This is a genomic window from Streptomyces sp. YS-3, from assembly GCF_045257485.1.
Taxonomy (GTDB): domain Bacteria; phylum Actinomycetota; class Actinomycetes; order Streptomycetales; family Streptomycetaceae; genus Streptomyces.
In genome coordinates this window covers 1-16,859 of sequence record NZ_JBJHPC010000097.1, presented here as the reverse complement: position 1 = coordinate 16,859, position 16,859 = coordinate 1, and the positions used below count along the sequence as shown (strand labels likewise).

12 protein-coding genes, 1 tRNA gene and 1 pseudogene are annotated in these 16,859 nt (G+C 69.2%); 4 read left to right on the top strand and 10 right to left on the bottom strand.

The window, feature by feature from the left end:
* Together ACJA3G_RS11615 and ACJA3G_RS11610 are read left to right on the top strand one after the other, a co-directional pair.
* Positions 1–764, top strand: a 764-nt coding sequence (locus ACJA3G_RS11615; protein ID WP_406552843.1) for a pyridoxal phosphate-dependent decarboxylase family protein, incomplete at its 5' end; no start/stop codon positions are given.
* Entirely contained in the window at positions 761–2,173 is a 1,413-nt protein-coding gene (locus ACJA3G_RS11610) for a lysine N(6)-hydroxylase/L-ornithine N(5)-oxygenase family protein (RefSeq protein ID WP_406552842.1), read from the top strand. The genes ACJA3G_RS11615 and ACJA3G_RS11610, both read left to right, overlap by 4 nt.
* A 51-nt stretch (positions 2,174–2,224) precedes the next feature.
* Here ACJA3G_RS11610 and ACJA3G_RS11605 read toward each other — a convergent pair whose 3' ends face one another.
* Together ACJA3G_RS11605 and ACJA3G_RS11600 are read right to left on the bottom strand one after the other, a co-directional pair.
* Complete coding sequence (locus tag ACJA3G_RS11605) at positions 2,225–4,030, bottom strand: bifunctional metallophosphatase/5'-nucleotidase (RefSeq protein WP_406552841.1); 1,806 nt, start codon at positions 4,028–4,030, stop codon at positions 2,225–2,227.
* A 183-nt stretch (positions 4,031–4,213) separates the two neighbouring features.
* Positions 4,214–6,379 carry an NPCBM/NEW2 domain-containing protein gene (locus tag ACJA3G_RS11600; RefSeq protein WP_406552840.1) on the bottom strand — a complete coding sequence of 722 codons (2,166 nt, stop codon included), beginning with the start codon at positions 6,377–6,379 and terminating at the stop codon, positions 4,214–4,216.
* Positions 6,380–6,618: 239 nt separating this feature from the next.
* Here ACJA3G_RS11600 and pyk point away from each other — a divergent pair, with 239 nt between their 5' ends.
* Complete coding sequence (pyk, locus tag ACJA3G_RS11595; RefSeq protein ID WP_406552839.1) at positions 6,619–8,052, top strand: pyruvate kinase; 1,434 nt, start codon at positions 6,619–6,621, stop codon at positions 8,050–8,052.
* Between the two features lie 42 nt (positions 8,053–8,094).
* On the opposite strand, the pseudogene ACJA3G_RS11590 reads toward pyk, so the two are convergent.
* Both ACJA3G_RS11590 and ACJA3G_RS11585 read right to left on the bottom strand, forming a co-directional pair.
* Positions 8,095–8,540 (bottom strand): annotated as a pseudogene (locus tag ACJA3G_RS11590) (helix-turn-helix domain-containing protein); the annotation flags it as partial.
* A gap of 167 nt (positions 8,541–8,707) precedes the next feature.
* Positions 8,708–8,780 (bottom strand) — tRNA-Leu (locus ACJA3G_RS11585).
* A 102-nt stretch (positions 8,781–8,882) separates the two neighbouring features.
* Here ACJA3G_RS11585 and ACJA3G_RS11580 point away from each other — a divergent pair.
* Entirely contained in the window at positions 8,883–9,536 is a 654-nt protein-coding gene (locus tag ACJA3G_RS11580; protein WP_406552838.1) for an ANTAR domain-containing response regulator, read from the top strand.
* 173 nt (positions 9,537–9,709) lie between these two features.
* On the opposite strand, the gene ACJA3G_RS11575 is transcribed toward ACJA3G_RS11580, so the two are convergent.
* The 6 genes from ACJA3G_RS11575 to ACJA3G_RS11550 all read right to left on the bottom strand — a co-directional run bounded on the left by ACJA3G_RS11575 (position 9,710) and on the right by ACJA3G_RS11550 (position 16,731).
* Positions 9,710–10,426: an ABC transporter ATP-binding protein gene (locus ACJA3G_RS11575; protein WP_406552837.1), complete on the bottom strand. Its 717-nt coding sequence runs from the start codon at positions 10,424–10,426 to the stop codon at positions 9,710–9,712.
* Positions 10,423–11,523: an ABC transporter ATP-binding protein gene (locus ACJA3G_RS11570; RefSeq protein ID WP_406552836.1), complete on the bottom strand. Its 1,101-nt coding sequence runs from the start codon at positions 11,521–11,523 to the stop codon at positions 10,423–10,425. Before ACJA3G_RS11570 ends, ACJA3G_RS11575 begins: the two co-directional genes overlap by 4 nt.
* Before the next feature lie 5 nt (positions 11,524–11,528).
* The gene (locus ACJA3G_RS11565) at positions 11,529–13,316 is read right to left on the bottom strand and encodes a branched-chain amino acid ABC transporter permease (protein WP_406552835.1); all 1,788 of its coding nucleotides are present in this window, start codon (positions 13,314–13,316) and stop codon (positions 11,529–11,531) included.
* 5 nt (positions 13,317–13,321) lie between these two features.
* Positions 13,322–14,254, bottom strand: a complete 933-nt coding sequence (locus ACJA3G_RS11560) for a branched-chain amino acid ABC transporter permease (protein ID WP_406552834.1) — start codon at positions 14,252–14,254, stop codon at positions 13,322–13,324.
* Between the two features lie 222 nt (positions 14,255–14,476).
* Complete coding sequence (locus tag ACJA3G_RS11555) at positions 14,477–15,688, bottom strand: branched-chain amino acid ABC transporter substrate-binding protein (RefSeq protein ID WP_406552833.1); 1,212 nt, start codon at positions 15,686–15,688, stop codon at positions 14,477–14,479.
* A gap of 614 nt (positions 15,689–16,302) precedes the next feature.
* Positions 16,303–16,731, bottom strand: a complete 429-nt coding sequence (locus ACJA3G_RS11550) for a hypothetical protein (protein WP_406552832.1) — start codon at positions 16,729–16,731, stop codon at positions 16,303–16,305.
* Positions 16,732–16,859 lie beyond the last annotated feature (128 nt).

The following is a 16,859-nucleotide window of genomic DNA, read 5'->3' as shown; positions in this document are numbered from 1 at the left end:
CCCTCGACCCCGCCGCCCTCGACGAGGCCCTCACCGCCCTGCACCCGCCCCTGCTCGTCACCGCCACCGCGGGCACCACCGACACCGGAGCCGTCGACCCGCTCCCCGAGATCGCCGCCCTGTGCGCCCGGCACGGCGCCGAACTGCACGTCGACGCCGCGTACGGCGGACCGCTGATCTTCAGCGACACCCACCGCGGCAAGCTGCACGGCCTGGAACACGCCCACTCCGTCACCCTCGACCTGCACAAACTCGGCTGGCAACCGGTCGCCGCCGGGCTCCTCGCGGTCCCCGACCCCGCCCGCCTCGCCCCGCTCGCGCACACCGCCGACTACCTCAACGCCGAGGACGACACCGAAGCCGGCCTGCCCGACCTCCTCGGACGCTCCCTGCGGACCACCCGCAGACCCGACGTACTGAAGATCGCCGTCACCCTCCGCGCCCTCGGCCGCACCGGACTCGCCGCCCTCGTCGACCGCACGGCCGGGCTCGCGCAGACCCTCGCGGACCTCGTCGAACGACACCCCCGACTCGACCTGTACGAACGCCCGGTGATCTCCACCGTCCTGTTCCGCCCGGCCGGCGCCACCGACGGCGAGGTCGCCGCGATCCGCCGCACCCTGCTCACCGAGGGCCGGGCCGTGCTCGGCCGGGCCCGCGCCGACGGGCGCCTGTGGCTCAAGGCCACCCTGCTCAACCCCCACACCACCACCGGCGACCTGGCCCAGCTCCTCAAGACCGTGGAAGGCAGCACCCCGCGATGACCGCACCGGAACCCGCCCAAGACATCGACCGTCCGCACGACCTGGTGGGCATCGGAGTGGGCCCCTTCAACCTCTCGCTCGCCGCCCTCGCCGACGGGGTGCCCGGCGGCCTCTCCACCGCCTTCTACGAACAGCGCCGGGCCTTCCACTGGCACCCCGGCCTGCTCATCGAGGGCACTACCCTCCAAGTCCCCTTCCTGGCCGACCTGGTGACCCTCGCCGACCCGGCCAGCCCCTGGTCGTTCCTCAACTACCTGCGCCACCGCGAACGGCTCTTCCCGTTCTACTTCGCCGAGCGCTTCCACATCCAGCGCACCGAGTACGACGCGTACTGCCGCTGGGTCAGCGAGAACCTGCCAGGTCTGCACTTCGGGCACCAGGTGGACGCAGTGCGCTGGAACGCCGAACGGGACGTGTTCGAGGTCGACTACACCCAGCTCGACGCCCACGGCCAGGCCGAGGCGCTGGGCCGCGCCTTCGCCCGCAACCTGGTCCTGGGGGTCGGCACCGAGCCGTACGTCCCGGAGCCCCTGAAGCCGCTCGCGGACGCGCCCGCCGTGCCGGTCATCCACTCGGCGGACTACCTCGACCACCGCGAGCGGTTCCTCGCCGCCGACCACGTCACCGTCGTCGGCTCCGGCCAGTCCGGCGCCGAGGTCTTCCTCGACCTGCTGCGCAGCCGCCCGCCCGGCCGCGAGGGCCTCACCTGGCTCGCCCGCACCGAGACCTTCGCGCCGATGGAGTACTCGAAGCTGGGCCTGGAGCACTTCACGCCCGACTACACCCGCTACTTCCACGCGCTGGCCGAGCCCGTCCGCGACGAACTGGTGCCCCGCCAGTGGCAGCTCCACAAGGGCATCGACGCCGGCACCATCGCCGCCATCCACGACGAGCTCTACCGCCGCACCCAGCACGGCGGCTGGCCCGACGCCACCCTCACCCCCGCGGTCAACGTCCGCACCGCCGGCCGGGTCGCCACCACCCGGATCGAACTGCACCTGGAACACGCCCAGCAGGGCGTGCGCTCCCGGCTGACCACCGACGCGGTGATCCTCGCCACCGGCTACCGGGAGCGCCCGCTGGCCCGCGTACTGTCCGGGCTCGACCCCTATATGCGCCTGGACTCCTCCGAACGCCCGCGCATCGACGCGGACTTCCGGCTCGTCCTGGACGCCTCGGTCACCGGAGCGGTCTACGTCCAGAACGCGCAGCGGCACACCCACGGCGTGGGCGCCCCCGACCTGGGCCTGGCGGCCTGGCGCAGCGCGGCGATCCTGAACACCCTCACGGGCAAGGAGCCCTACCCGCTGCCCGCCCGCACGGCGTTCACGACGTTCGGTCTCACCCGGCCCGAGGTACCCCGCCCGGCCCCCAGGGACCCGCAGGGCCTGATCCCCCTGGAGGGCTGAGCCGGCCCGCGCCCCCGCGGGGGCGCGGACGGCCCGTCTCCGAAGGACGGCCTAGAAGACGGCGACCCCGTCGCGGACCAGCTTCCAGTCCGCGGAAGCGAACGCGGCGGGGTCCACGACCCCCTTCGCCTTCACCCACGCGATGATCGTGTTCCGGATCTCCTCGGAGTTCGCCCACACCTGCTTCGCCCCCGCGACATGCGGGAAGTTGCCACCGCCGTTGGCACGGTAGTTGTTGACGGCGAGCACGAACTGCGCCGCCGGATCCAGCGGCTTGCCCTGGAAGGAGAGGTTCACGATCCGGGCACCGGCCGGCTTGGCGATGTCGATGTCGTACACCAGACCCGACACCGCGTCGTAGTTGTAGTCCGGCGTGTTCTCCGCGTTCGTCAGCTTCGCCGGATCCACCGGCGCCCCGGCCGGCGTCTGCACGTAGTACCGCGCCGAGAACTCCAGATAGTCCCTGAGCTGCGCACCCGTCAGCACCCGCGCCTCCAGCGTGTTCTCGAACGGGTACAGCCCGGCCGCGTCCTTGATGGTGACCCGGCCCGCCGGGATGACGGCCGTACGCGAGAAGCAGGACGCCTGCGACAGCACCGGCAGCGCCGCGTACGCGCCACCCGCGAGCGCCGCCTTCACCGTGTCCACCTGGACCGCGTTGATCAGATCGATGATCGGCTCGTCCTTCCAGGCCGCCTCGGCGGTGCTCATCGCCGCCTTCGACGTGCCGATGACCTGGTTGACGTAGGCCACGACCTTCCGGTGCTCGTCGGAGAGCAGCCGGACGATCTTCGGGTCCTCGGCGGCGGTGTTGGAGTTGAGGACCTTCGCACTCGTCTTCGCCACCGTCCAGCGGCCCTTCTCCCACACCAGGTCGAAGTCGAAGACGGTCAGCCGCTGCCCCCACTTCAGCGGCTCGGAGAGCACGACCTCCTTGCCGGTCTCCTTGTTCGCCACGCGGTACTCGGGGATCTCGGTGTGCGCGTGCCCGACCAGGATCGCGTCGATCCCCGGCACCTGCTGGGCCACCAGCGCCGCCGCGTTCTCGATGTACGGCAGCTGGTCACCGTAGGAGGAGGTGCCGGAGGACCCCGAGTGGGCCGCCACGATCACCACGTCCGCGCCCATCGACCGCAGCTTCGGCACCCACTTCGCGGCCTGCTCCTCAAGGCCCGGGAAGACCATCCTGCCGCTGACGTTGGCCTTGTCCCAGATGGCGATGCCGGGGTTGGTCAGACCGAGGACGGCGACCCGCACATCCCGCCCGTGCGGGGTGCGCAGCCGCTTGATGACGTACGGCTGGAAGGCCGGCTTCAGCGTCTTGGCGTCCAGCGCGTTGGCGCCGAGCAGCGGGAAGTCGCACTGCTCCTCGAACTTGCGCAGCACCGGGATGCCGTAGTTGAACTCGTGGTTGCCGAGGGCGGCGGCGTGGTAGCCGATCGCGTTCATGGCCTGCGCCATCGGGTGGACCGGGCCGTGCTTGGCCGTGATCGGGTCGACCTTGGCGTAGTAGTACGACAGCTGGGTGCCCTGGATGGTGTCACCCGCGTCGATCATCAGGGTGTTGTGGCGGCCCTTCTCCCTGCGGACCTGCTCCACGAGCGTGGAGATCTTGGCGAGGCCGACGTCGTTGTGGGCCTTGTCGTCGAACTCCTTGTCCGTGAAGTAGTCCCAGTTGAAGACATTGCCGTGCAGGTCGGTGGTGCCCATGACGCTGAACGAGTACCGCTTCGGCGCGTGGCCGCGGCCGTGCCCGCGCTCCTGGGCCTCGGCGGGGGCCGCGACGCCCCCGGCTATGGCCGCACCGGCTCCGGCGGCGGCCGTGGTGCCCAGGAACGTCCTACGGTTCAGCGGCATGTGATGCACTCCCTGACGAGGTGTTACGCGCGTAGACGTCCTCGACGCGCGTAGAAGGTCGAGAGGATTTTGGCGCAGAACCGGCCATCCGCAACACCCCTGCCGGGTTTCGATCGGATGACCACGGGAAAACACGACGGTCCCGGGCGGCTCGCCACCCGGGACCGCGTGCTTCTTCCTCGTCTACGCGCAGGTCAGCCGGGGACCCGCCCAGTCGGCGTGGTCGTAGTCGACCCCGTCACCGGCGTCGGTGACCACCAGCCGTACCTCCAGCGCACCGGTGACGTCCGCGCTCAGCGTCCGCGCCGCGTCCGCCGACGTCAGCTTCCCGCTCTCGGCGGCGATCTTGCCGTCCCGCCAGATCTGGAACACCACCGATCCCTTGGTGGTGACCTCGTCGTCCACCCCCACCGCCGTGGTCAGCGAGGAGCAACTGCCGCCCAGGTAGTACGCGACGGAGCCGGCCGCGTGGGTGCCGAGCCCCTTGGCGTACACCGTCCCGTTGACGGTGAGCGGCCGGCCGTCGCCCGCCGCCTGCTCGGCGTTGCTGCGGTCCTTCTCCACCGGCCCCCATCCGTTGACGGCCGAGGACCAGGCCAGGTCGCTGAGGTCGTGCGTACCGGCCGAGGGACCGCTGCCGCAGGCCAGCCTGGCGTCGGCCCAGTCGGCGTGGTCGTAGGTGATGCCGTCCCCGCCGTCGGTGACCACCAGCCGCAGCGCGGTACCGCCCCTGAGGTCGGCGCTCAGATGCTTGGGCCCGTCGGCCGCGGTCCGTACGCCGCTGTCGGCGGCCAGCGTCCCGTCGCGCCAGATCTGGAACCGCACCGACCCCTGGCTCACCGACTCGTCGTCCACGCCCACGTCGACCCCGAGCGAGGAGCAGACGCCCCCGAGGTGGTAGCTGATCTCACTGGGCGCGTGGGTGCCGAGGCCCTTGGCGTACGTCGTGCCGCCGATGGTCAGGGCGCGGCCGTCGCCCGCCGCCTGCTCGCCGTTGCTGCGGTCGCGCTCCACCGGGCCCCAGCCGCCCGCCGCCGACGTCCACGGCAGATCGCTCAGCTGGTTCACCCCGGTCGGCGGCGGCACCGGACTGCCCGGCGTCACCCGGAACATGACCGTGCCGTGCGCGGGCACCGACGCGCTGATGGCGCTGGTGGTGGTGCTGGTGGCCTTGGACCACAGGTCCTTCAGCGCGTACGAGGACGCCCCGCCGATGCCGATGTCCTGCACCGTCGTGGAGACGGTCCTGGCCGAGGCGGTCTCGTTGGTCAGGGTGACCGAACGCCCGCCGTCGGCGAGCGGCTTGGACATCACCACGAGCCCGCCGGAGCTGGAGACGACCGTGCCCTGCCGGCCCAGCGGGTCCTGGTCCACCGCGATCACATCGGTGTTCTTGAGGATGGCGAGCGTCGAGGCGCTCGCGGTGCGCAGATCGCTCCCGATCAGCAGCGGCGCGGCCATCTGCGACCAGAGGCTGAAGTGGGTGCGGTACTCGGTGTCGCTCATCCCGCCGTTGCCGACCTCCAGCATGTCCGGGTCGTTCCAGGCGCCCGGCCCGGCGTACGGCGCCAGCGGCTGGTTCTGGTGGGCGATGGAGATCATGCTCGACCAGGAGTCGCTGATGTCCCCGGTGGTCCGCCAGGAGTTGCCGATCGCCGGGGCCCAGGTCCAGGGCTGGTTGGAGCCCCATTCACAGATGCTGTAGAGGATCGGGCGGCCGGTGGAGCGGGTGGCCGCCGTCAGCGCGTCGCCCATGGCCCTGTAGCGCTGCCTGGCGTCGACGCCGGCGTTGTTGCAGTTGTCGTACTTGAGATAGTCGACGCCCCAGGAGGCCCACAGGTTCGCGTCCTGCTGCTCGTGGCCGAGGCCGCCGGGGAAGCCCTGGACGTCGCAGGTCTTGGTGCCCGCGCTGGAGTAGAGGCCGAACTTCAGGCCCTTGGAGTGCACGTAGTCGGCGACGGCCTTGATGCCGTGCGGGAAGCGCACCGGGTCGGGGACGAGGTTGCCGCTCGCGTCCCGGTTCGGCAGGGCCCAGCAGTCGTCCAGGTTGACGTAGGTGTAGCCGGCGTCCTTGAGGCCCTGCGAGACGAAGGTGTCGGCGATGCCCTTGACCATCGTCTCGTTGAACTCGGCCCGGCAGTGGGTGGAGTTCCAGTTGTTGAACCCCATCTGCGGGGTCCGGGCGAGACCGTTGTCGAGTGTCGGGGCGGATTGCGCGGCTGCGGCGGGCGGCGCGGCCGTGCCGGCGAGGGCGACCAAACCGCCCGCGAGCAGGGGAAATGCGGCGAGTGCGGTGCCGGCCCGTTTCCTGAACCCTGTGATTCTGGTGAGTCTCCTGAGCGATGACATGTGCGGCTCCGTCGAGGTAGGGGCGCCGAATTCAACGAGCTCAAACGAAAACGAACATATTCCAGCGTCGAGACCTGAACATGTCAAGGGTTTGCGCGGGGTCCGGGGCCAGGCGCCGCCCGCTCATCGGAGCGCCCCGGCGCACAATTCAACAGTTGTCAATAACCCTTCATGCAAAGGTTGTTGAGTAGTCATGCCGGACCAATTCTCTACCGGCCGGTAAGGCCTAGGCTCGAAGCATGCGCCGAGCAAAGATCGTCTGTACCCTGGGGCCCGCCACCGACACGTACGACCAGATCAAGGCACTGGTCGAGGCCGGAATGGACGTCGCCCGCCTCAACCTCAGCCACGGCACGTACGCGGACCACGAAGAGCGCTACCACCGCGTGCGCAAGGCCGCCGAAGAGACGGGCCGCAGCGTCGGAGTGCTCGCCGACCTTCAAGGTCCGAAGATTCGCCTCGGACGTTTCCGCGAAGGCCCCGTACTGCTTGAACGCGGCGACGAGTTCACCATCACCGTGGAGAACATCGAGGGCGACCGCCACACCTGCGGCACCACCTACTCCGGCCTCGCCGACGACGTCACCACCGGCGAGCGCATCCTCGTCGACGACGGCAAGGTCGCCCTGGAAGTCGTCGGCGTCGAGGGCCCCCGCGTACGCACCCGCGTCATCGAGGGCGGCATGGTCTCCGACCACAAGGGACTCAACCTCCCCGGCGTCGCCGTCTCCGTACCCGCGCTCTCCGACAAGGACGTCGAGGACCTGCGCTGGGCCCTGCGCACCGGCGCCGACGTCATCGCGCTCTCCTTCGTCCGCAGCGGTCGCGACATCGAGGACGTCCACCGCGTCATGGAGGAGGAGAGCCGCCGCGTCCCCGTGATCGCCAAGATCGAGAAGCCGCAGGCCGTCGAGAACATCGACGACATCGTCGCCGCCTTCGACGGAATCATGGTGGCGCGCGGCGACCTCGGCGTCGAAATGCCCCTCGAACAGGTCCCGATCGTCCAGAAGCGGGCCATCAAGCTCGCCAAGCGGAACGCCAAGCCGGTCATCGTCGCCACCCAGATGCTGGACTCGATGATCGACAACTCCCGCCCCACCCGGGCCGAGGCCAGCGACGTCGCCAACGCCGTCATCGACGGCACGGACGCGGTGATGCTCTCCGGCGAGACGAGCGTGGGCAAGTACCCGGTCGAGACCGTCCGCACGATGAGCCGCATCGTCGAGGCCGCCGAGGAGGACGTACTCGCCAAAGGCCTGCCGCCACTCACCGAACGCAGCAAGCCCCGCACCCAGGGCGGCGCGGTCGCCCGCGCGGCGGCCGAGATGGGCGACTTCCTCAACGCCAAATACCTCGTCGCCTTCACCCAGTCCGGCGACACGGTCAAGCGCCTCTCCCGCTACCGCTCACCGATCCCGCTGCTCGCCTTCACCCCCGACCCCGCCACCCGCTCCCAGCTCAACCTCACCTGGGGCGTGGAGGCCTTCCTCGGGCCGCACGTGGAGTCGACGGACGCGATGGTGGCGCAGGTCGACGAACAACTCCTGAAGATCGGCCGCTGCCGGCGCGGCGACATCGTGGTCATCACGGCGGGCTCCCCGCCCGGAGTCGCGGGCTCCACCAACCTGGTCCGCGTCCACCACATCGGCGAGGACGACAGCCCGAAGTAGCGCCCGGTCCCCCGGGGTCCGGGGTTGGTGAACCAGTAACGGGGAGTGGATGAGGCCTCTGACGAACTCCCAAGGATGGGCGTCGACGGTGTCCTGCTGCCGGCACTCGAGCCGGATCTCGCGCTCGTGCTTCTTGCCGGGGCCGTGCTGAGGGAACAGGCAGACCCAGTGCCTGAAATAGGATTTGACCTCGGCACGGCCCCATGGCTCTTTCTGCATCGTCGATCAGCCCGGGCCAGTTGTCGACGCAGAAGATGGACAAGTGGTGCTGCTTGCGCTTCGAGATGATGTGTCCGTCGCCGAGACAGAGGCCGAGGAGATAGGCGTCGCCTTCTCGTCGAATGCTCGGTCGGTGCATCGCGGGCAGTCGGCGGGCAGTCGGTAGGAGGTTCGTAGCGCTCACCGCGACGTTTGCGGTCCTCGTACCGCCACCACCCGATCGTGCCGCGCGGCACATTCAGGTGCGCTGCCACTGCTCGATTGGTCATGCCCTGCCGCAGCAGGGCAAGTGCTTCGTGCCGTATCGAAGGGGTGTGCTGCTCCGTGGCTGCGGAGCCTTGCCGCAGCGCCCCACGCGAGTGCGGGATTCGAAGGTCTGTTCACCGCAAAGAGTGAAGATCTAAATTATTCCACTGACCTTGGAAATGGAGGTAAGTACCCCGGGTCGGATTCGAACCGACGCTGGATGGTGTTTGAGACCATTGCCTCTACCGCTGGGCTACCGGGGCATCCTTGGAACCAAAGGTAGGCGGCTACCCGCCGTGACCACACCATACCGCAGCTAGGTACGCTCTTGGGAAGCAGTGCCTGCCCCGCAACAAGGAGCCCCCGTGACCGCCCCCGAGTCGCCCCAGCCCGTCGCCGACGACGACCAGTCGCACGTCCCGCCGCTGACGACCCGCGTCGTCATCGCCGAGGACGAGGCCCTCATCCGCCTCGACCTCAAAGAGATGCTGGAAGAAGAGGGCTACGCGGTCGTCGGTGAGGCCGGGGACGGGCAGAAGGCCGTCGAGCTCGCCCGGGAGCACCGCCCCGACCTGGTCATCCTCGATGTGAAGATGCCGGTCCTGGACGGCATCTCGGCGGCCGAGCAGATCGCCAAGGAGTCCATCGCCCCGGTCCTGATGCTCACCGCGTTCTCGCAGCGCGACCTGGTGGAGCGGGCGCGGGACGCCGGCGCGATGGCGTACCTGGTGAAGCCGTTCTCCAAGAGCGACGTCGTGCCCGCGATCGAGATGGCGGTGTCCCGGTTCACCGAGCTGAAGGCGCTGGAGCAGGAGGTCGCGGACCTCTCCCAGCGTCTGGAGACGCGCAAGCTGGTCGACCGCGCGAAGTCGATCCTCCAGACGCAGTACGGGCTGACCGAGCCCGCCGCGTTCCGCTGGATCCAGAAGACGTCGATGGACCGGCGCCTGTCGATGCAGCAGGTCGCGGAGGCGGTCATCGAGGACGCGGAGGAGAAGAAGGCGGCCAAGGGGCAGTAGTCCCGGCCCGCTCTCCGTCTGCGGGTGATCTGTGGTCTGTCGTGCCCGCACGGCGTGCCAGTACGGCCCGCGCCACTTCTTCGTGGCGCGGGCCGTACGTCCTGAGGGGCGCGGGGACCGCGCGACCGGCCCCGGCGGACCCGCGGCCGAACCGGCGCACTCCCCGCCGGGGGCTAGTCCTCCCCGAGGTACGTCTTGCGGACGTTCTCGTCGTGGAGGAGGTCCTGCCCGGAGCCGGAGAGCTTGATCTCGCCGACCTCCATCACATGGGCGTGGTCCGCCAGCGACAGCGCGGCCTGGGCGTTCTGCTCGACGAGCAGGATCGTGGTGCCCTGGGCCTTCAGCTCGACGATGGTCTCCATGATCTTCTGCATCATGATCGGGGAGAGGCCCATCGACGGCTCGTCCAGCATCAGCAGCTTGGGCTGGGACATCAGGGCCCGGCCCATCGCGAGCATCTGCTGCTCGCCGCCGGACAGCGTGCCGGCCGCCTGCTTGCGGCGTTCGCCCAGGATGGGGAACAGCTCGTACGCCCGCTGGATGTCCTTCTCGATGCCGTCCTTGTCGTTCCGCAGAAACGCTCCGAGCTGGAGGTTCTCGGCGATGGAAAGCCGCGGGAAGATATGCCGGCCCTCGGGGGAGTGGGCCAGTCCCAGCGACACGATCTTGTGCGCGGGGATGTTGGCCAGCGGCTTCCCGTCGAAGGTGATCCGTCCGCCGGAGGGCTTGAGCAGCCCGGACAGGGTCCGCAGGGTCGTGGTCTTGCCGGCGCCGTTGGTGCCGATGAGCGTGACGACCTGGCCCGCCTCGACGCTGAAGGAGATCCCCTTGACGGCCTCGATCTTGCCGTAGGCGACGCGGAGGTCTTCGACTTCCAGAAGAGCGGTCACTGGGAGTCTCCTTCGGTACGGGTCTTTCGCGGAGCGTCGGCGTCGGCGGCGGCATCGGCTTCGCCGGGGGCGGCGGCCTCGGGCTCGACGGCGGCGGCGTCGGCGTCTGCCTCGGCCCCGGCATCGGCCTCGGCCGATGAGGCCTCGGCGGCGGCCGGAGCGGCGCCCGAATCGGCCTCGGCCGGAGCCGGAGCGGCCTTCGGGGAGGTCTCCGGAGCGGCCTTCGGGGAGGCGGGAGCCTCGGCGGTGACCGCCGCGGCGGCTGCCGCCGCCTCCACCTCCGCGACCTCCTCGCCCCCGGGCGCTCCCTCGAACGGGGTGCCGAGGTACGCCGCGATGACGCGCTCGTCGCCCTGCACCACGTCGGACGTGCCCTCGACGAGCTTCTCGCCCTGGAGCAGTACCGTCACGCGGTCGCAGAGGTTGAAGATGAAGCGCATGTCGTGCTCGATGACGAGGACGGCGATGCCCATGTCCCGGATGGCGAAGACCAGTTCCTCGGTGGCGCGGGTCTCCTGCGGGTTCATGCCGGCGGTCGGCTCGTCCAGGAGCAGCAGTCCCGGTTCGCTCGCCAGTGCCCGGGCGATCTCCAGCTTGCGCTGTTCGCCGTAGGGGAGGTTGCGGGCGAGGTGGTCGGCCTTGTGTGCCAGGCCGATGAACTCCAGGAGTTCCATGGCCCGTTCGCGGGACCTGGCCTCGGCCTTCTTGAAGCCGGGGCCGCGCAGCAGGGCGGACCAGAGGCCCTCCTTGGTGCGGGTGTGGCGGCCGACGAGGACGTTCTCCAGGACGGTCATGTTGGCGAAGAGCCGGATGTTCTGGAAGGTACGCGCGATACCGGCCTGGGTGACCAGGTGCGGCTTGGGCGGCAGTACGGTGCCCTTGTACGAGACCTTGCCCTCGGTGGGGACGTAGAGCCCGGTGAGGCAGTTGAAGAAGGTGGTCTTGCCGGCGCCGTTGGGGCCGATGAGACCGACGATCTCGCCGCTGTTGACGGTGAGGTCGACGTTGCGTACGGCGGTCAGTCCGCCGAACCGCATGGTGACGCCGGACGCCTGGAGCACGGGGCTGGGGGCGGTGGTGATGGTCTGTGCGGTCATCGTGGTTACGCCTCCGCCTTGGTGACGCCGACGGTGGTGTCCGGAAGGCCCTTTTCGGGGACGTCCAGTTGGCCGGTCTCGTGGAATTCGAGCTGGCGGCGCCGGTTGGCGACGATGCCCTCGGGGCGGAACCGCATCAGCAGGATGAGGGCGACGCCGAAGCCGAAGAGCTCGTACTCCTTGAGGAAGCTGAGCTTCTCGGGGATGAGGTAGAGCATCGAGGCGCCGAGCAGCGGGCCGCTGACGGTGCCCATGCCGCCGAGGACGACGGCCGCGAGGAGGAAGGCCGAGTTGGGCGGGGCCGCGCCGGCGAACTGGAACGGTGTGGGCACCACGCTGTAGTTGACGTGGGCGAAGACCGTGCCCGCGAGGCCTGCGAGGGAGGCGCCGAGGGCGAAGGCGATGAGCTTGACCCGGAAGCCGTTGATGCCCATGGCGGTGGCGGCGGTCTCGTCCTCGCGGATGGCGATCCAGGAGCGGCCGATACGGGAGTTCGCGGCGCGGTTGAAGACGAGCACGATGAGGGCCGTGATCAGCAGCATCAGGAACAGGTAGTTGCCGAAGCGGCCGATGGTGCGTCCGGCGATGTCGTGCGCGGCGCCCAGGTTGAACCCGAAGATCTCCAGGTCGGGGATCTGGGAGATGCCGTTGGGGCCGTTGGTGAGGTTGGGGCCGGAGTGGCCGTCGAGGTTGTTGACGGTGATCCGGAAGATCTCTCCGAAGCCGAGGGTGACGATGGCCAGATAGTCGCCGCGCAGCCGCAGGGTCGGTGCGCCGATGATCACGCCGAAGACGAGTGAGGCGCCCATGCCGATCAGCGCGGCGGCCCAGAACGGGACCTGCACACCGGAGAAGCGGGAGAACTCGGAGCCGGAGACCAGCGCGGCGGCGTAGGCGCCGACGCCGAGGAAGGCCACGTAACCGAGGTCGAGCAGACCGGTGAGGCCGACGACGATGTTGAGGCCGAGGGCGACGGTGCCGAAGATGAGGATGTTGGCGCCGAGGTTGGCGTTGTGGTCCTCGCTCTGGGTGAAGGGGAAGATCACGGCGGCGAGGAAGACCGCGGTGGTGGCGAATCCCTTGTGCCGGGCGTTGAGTTCGGTGAACCGGTCGAAGAGGCCGGCGGCGAACAGCGCCATGGAGGCGAAGAGGACCAGGAGCAGCAGACCGATGAAGGTCTCGCTCTCCTCGTCGTCGATGCCGATGCCGTACGTGAAGACGACCAGGCCGAGCGCGGTGGCCAGCGAGATGATCAGTCGCTGGACCCAGCTGGGCACCGGCGCGGGGGCCGGGATGCGGTCGGGCTTGGCGATGTGGTCGCGCAGCGAGCGGCCCGGGCGGGGCAGCGCGAGCGCGCCGACGACGGGCAGCAGGGAGGCGACGGCCGCGACGAACGCGCCGGGCTCCAGGTTGGCGAGTCCGCCGAGGTCGTAGGCGATGGCGATCGCGGTGTACCAGACGACGGCGAACGCGGAGACCGCGGCGAGGAGCACCGGGTTGTTGGTGCCGCCCGGGTTGAGCCAGCCCAGGCCCCGTACCCCGTAGCCCGCGAGGGCGTAGAGCAGGGTGAGCACTCCGGCGACCAGGGTGAGGGTCTGGAGGCCGGCCGGGTAGCCGGTGACGGTGAGGTCGCCGGGGAACTCGGAGGTCCAGGTCCAGGCGAGGAAGGTGGAGGCGATGGTGGCGACGGCGCCGACCGCGACGAGCGGCCGGGCGACGGACGCGGGCAGCGGGAGGATGCCGCGCGGCTCGGTCGCGGGGGCGACGGTGCTGGTGGTGGTGCTGGTGGTCATGTGGATCACGCCCTGTCCGCGACGCGTTCGCCCACCAGGCCTTGTGGCCTGAAGAGCAGGACGAGGATGAGGAGGACGAACGCCCAGACGTTGGCCCAGCCGGAGCCGCCGAGCTGCTGCATCCCGGGGACGTTGGAGATGTAGGCGCTGGCCATGGTCTCGGCGAGGCCGAGGACCACACCGCCGATCATGGCGCCGTAGATGTTGCCGATGCCGCCGAGGACGGCGGCGGTGAATGCCTTGAGGCCGGCCTGGAAGCCCATCTCGTACTTGATGGAGCCGTACTTGAGGCCCCAGGCGACACCCGCGACGGCGGCGAAGATGCCGCCGATGGCGAAGGCGATCATGATGATGCGGTTGGTGTCGATGCCCATGAGCTGGGCGGTGTCCGGGTCCTGCGCGGTGGCCTGCATGGCGCGGCCGGTGCGCGAGGAGCGGACGAAGAGCGCGAGCGCCGCCATGCAGAGCGGGGCCGCGGTGATCAGGAAGATGTCACCGGAGCCGAAGGTGATCGAGCCGACGTGGAACGGTCCGCCGGGGAGCTGCGGGAACGGTTCGTCGTTCTTGGCCTTCGGGTACCAGTTGAAGACCGCCTGCTGGAGCGCGAGCGAGAGGCCGATCGCGGTGATCAGCGGTGCCAGGCGTGGCGCGCCGCGCAGTGGCCGGTAGGCGAAGCGTTCCGCTCCCAGGGCGATGAGTACGGAGACGAGTGCGCCGCCGATGAGCATCAGGGGGAGGGCTATCCACATGGATATGCCGTCGGGCAGCACGTAGAGGTAGACCGTGAGTCCGCCGAAGGCGCCGGTCATGAAGATCTCGCCGTGGGCGAAGTTGATGAGCTGGACGATGCCGTACACCATCGTGTAGCCGATGGCGATCAGCCCGTACATCGAGCCGAGGAGCAGCCCGTTGGCCAGCTGTTGCGGCAGGGTGTGCACCGCATGGCCTCCATGTGGATGGGGAGTGAGTGCGAGGGGAGTAGACGTCGGGCCGCGCGGTGGACGGGTTGCCGTGGCCGCGCGGCCCTGTTGTCGTGCGGTGATGCGGGTGGTGCGGTGAAACGGTGATGCGGGTGAAACCGGTGGAACGGGTGGAGCGACTGGAACAGGCGTTACGGGTGTTCCAGGCGTCGTCCCGGGCCGTACAGGGGCAGGCTGGGATCAGCCGGCGTTGTACGTGCCGCTCTTCACGGCCTTCCACTTGCCGTCGGTGACCTGGTAGACGGTCAGCTGCTTGTTGGTGGTGTCACCGAACTGGTCGAAGGAGACCTTGCCGGCGATGCCCTCGAAGTCCGTCTTCTGAACCTCGGCGACGACCTGCTGGCGGGCGTCGGCGGGGATCTTGCCGTCCTTCACCACGTTGCCGACGGCCTTGATGATCGCGGTGGCCGCGTCGTACGAGTAGCCGCCGTAGGTGCCGTAGTCGCCCGGGTACTTCTTGTCCTTGTACTTCTGGATGAAGTCCTTGGCGGCCTGGAGGGTGTCGACCGGGACACCGACCGAGGTGGCGAGGTCGCCCTCGCCCGCCTTGCCGGCGGTGGTGATGAAGGTGTCGCTGTAGATGCCGTCACCGCCGAAGAGCGGGATCTTCGCGCCGGAGTCCTTGAGCTGCTTGGTGACGATCTGCGCCTCGTCGTACTGGCCGCCGTAGTAGACGAGGTCCGCGCCCGAGTTCTTGATCTTGGTGACGAGGGTGGCGAAGTCCTTGTCGCCCACGTTGACGTGGTCCTCGCCCGCGACCTTGCCGCCGGCCTTGGTGAAGCCCTGCTTGAAGAGGGCGGCCAGACCGGCGCCGTAGGTCTGCTTGTCGTCGACGACGAAGACGTTCTTCTTCTTCATCGTGTTGACCGCGTAGTCCGCCGCGAAGCCGCCCTGGATGGCGTCCGTGGTGGCGGTGCGGAAGTAGGTCTTGAACGGGCGGGTCTTGTTCCCGGCCGCCCAGTCCTTGCCCTGGGTCAGGGTGGGGTTGGTGTTCGAGGGGGAGATCTCGACCAGGTTGGCGTTGGCGAAGACCTGCTGCATCGTCTGGGCGACACCCGAGTTCAGCGGGCCGACCACACCGAGGACGTCCTTGTTGGCGACGAGCGCGGTGGCGTTCTGCTGGCCGGTCGGCGGCAGCGCCTTGTCGTCCAGCGCCTTGACCGCGAACTTGACGCCCGGGACCAGGTTCTTCGCGTTGGCGTCGTCGACGGCTATCTGCACGCCGTACTGGATGCCGAGGCCGGTGGCGGAGTTCTGGCCGGTGAGCGGGGCGTCGACACCGATGACCACGGTCGTGGTCTTGCCGCCGCCCTCGTCGTCCTTCTTGTCGCGCGAACCGCACGCGGTGAGGGTGAGAGCCCCCGTGGTGAGCACGGTGGTGAGTATGAGCAAGGAACGGTGTCGCACGATATGTCCTCTCCCTGGCGCGACGCCTCCGCTGAGGCGCCGTGTGACTCGCCGGGCCGTACTGGGGTTGGTACAGGGGCCGTGCAGCAGACGCGCCCGGCGGCGCGGTGACTGGCCGTGACTCTAGGCGCAGGTGGCGGAGTGGGGGACCAGGGAAGGTCAGGATGTGACTTTCTTGTTATGACGAGCGGACACGCCGAGGGGAGCTCTGTGGACAGATGGGGGCATTGGTGCGCCCGAAGAACGCCCACATACTGAGAATTCCCAGTTCCGCTAAGGGGCTTGAGCCGATCTTGCTACTGACAGGGGGCTTGTCGGGGGAACCCGCCCCACCTGCGGCGTTGTCCCGGCCGCGGAATTTGGTAATGATCTTGTGAAAACCAACCGGAGGCCGGGATCCCGTTCATCCCTTTCGCCCGAGTTACGGAGCGTTACGATCGGGAGTGGCCGGAAGGGGGGTGTGGCTGCGTCCCGGACGCGATGGGGTCCGGATGCGGACCCGTGCGGGTCCGTGCGACTCGGTGCCCACCCAATGCGGATCTGCGTGGATCTACATGGATCTACGTAGATCTGGCGGATCTGTACGCATCTGCATGGATCTAGTGGTTGCCACCTCCCATGGCTCCGTGACGCACGGTGCACTGTTCCCGGGCTTGACGATCTATCAGCCGCAACGCCGCTCCGGTGCCGTGCGCGCGCTGCTCGTCCCGGGCGGCGGCGACGATCTGCTCGTGGATCGTGTGCTGGTCGATCGAGAACCCCTTCTGCTCCCAGTCCAGCCCCGACCAGCGGTTGTTCTGGATCACGGCCCGGGCCCAGTAGTCGACCAGCTGCCGGCAGTCCTCTTCGGGGGTGCTGGTGGTGGGAGCCGGGACGGGTGTGACGGCGGTGACGCGCTGTTCCGCACGGGAACACCCGACCGCACCGCCCCCGACGAGGAGCGCGCCGACGGTGAGCGCCCCGACACCGATCCGGAGCGGGGTGTACCGCCGCGCGGAGGGGTGTCCGGTTCCCGATGGGCTCACCATGACGGGAACGGTAGGGGGTCACGATCGGTGACACAACTGGGGTGCGGAAGAAGGTGGTTGAGGTTTTGGGAGTTTCCCTGCCCCGGCCCTTCCCTTGACCCTGCGGGGTTGGGCTGACCCTCCGGGGG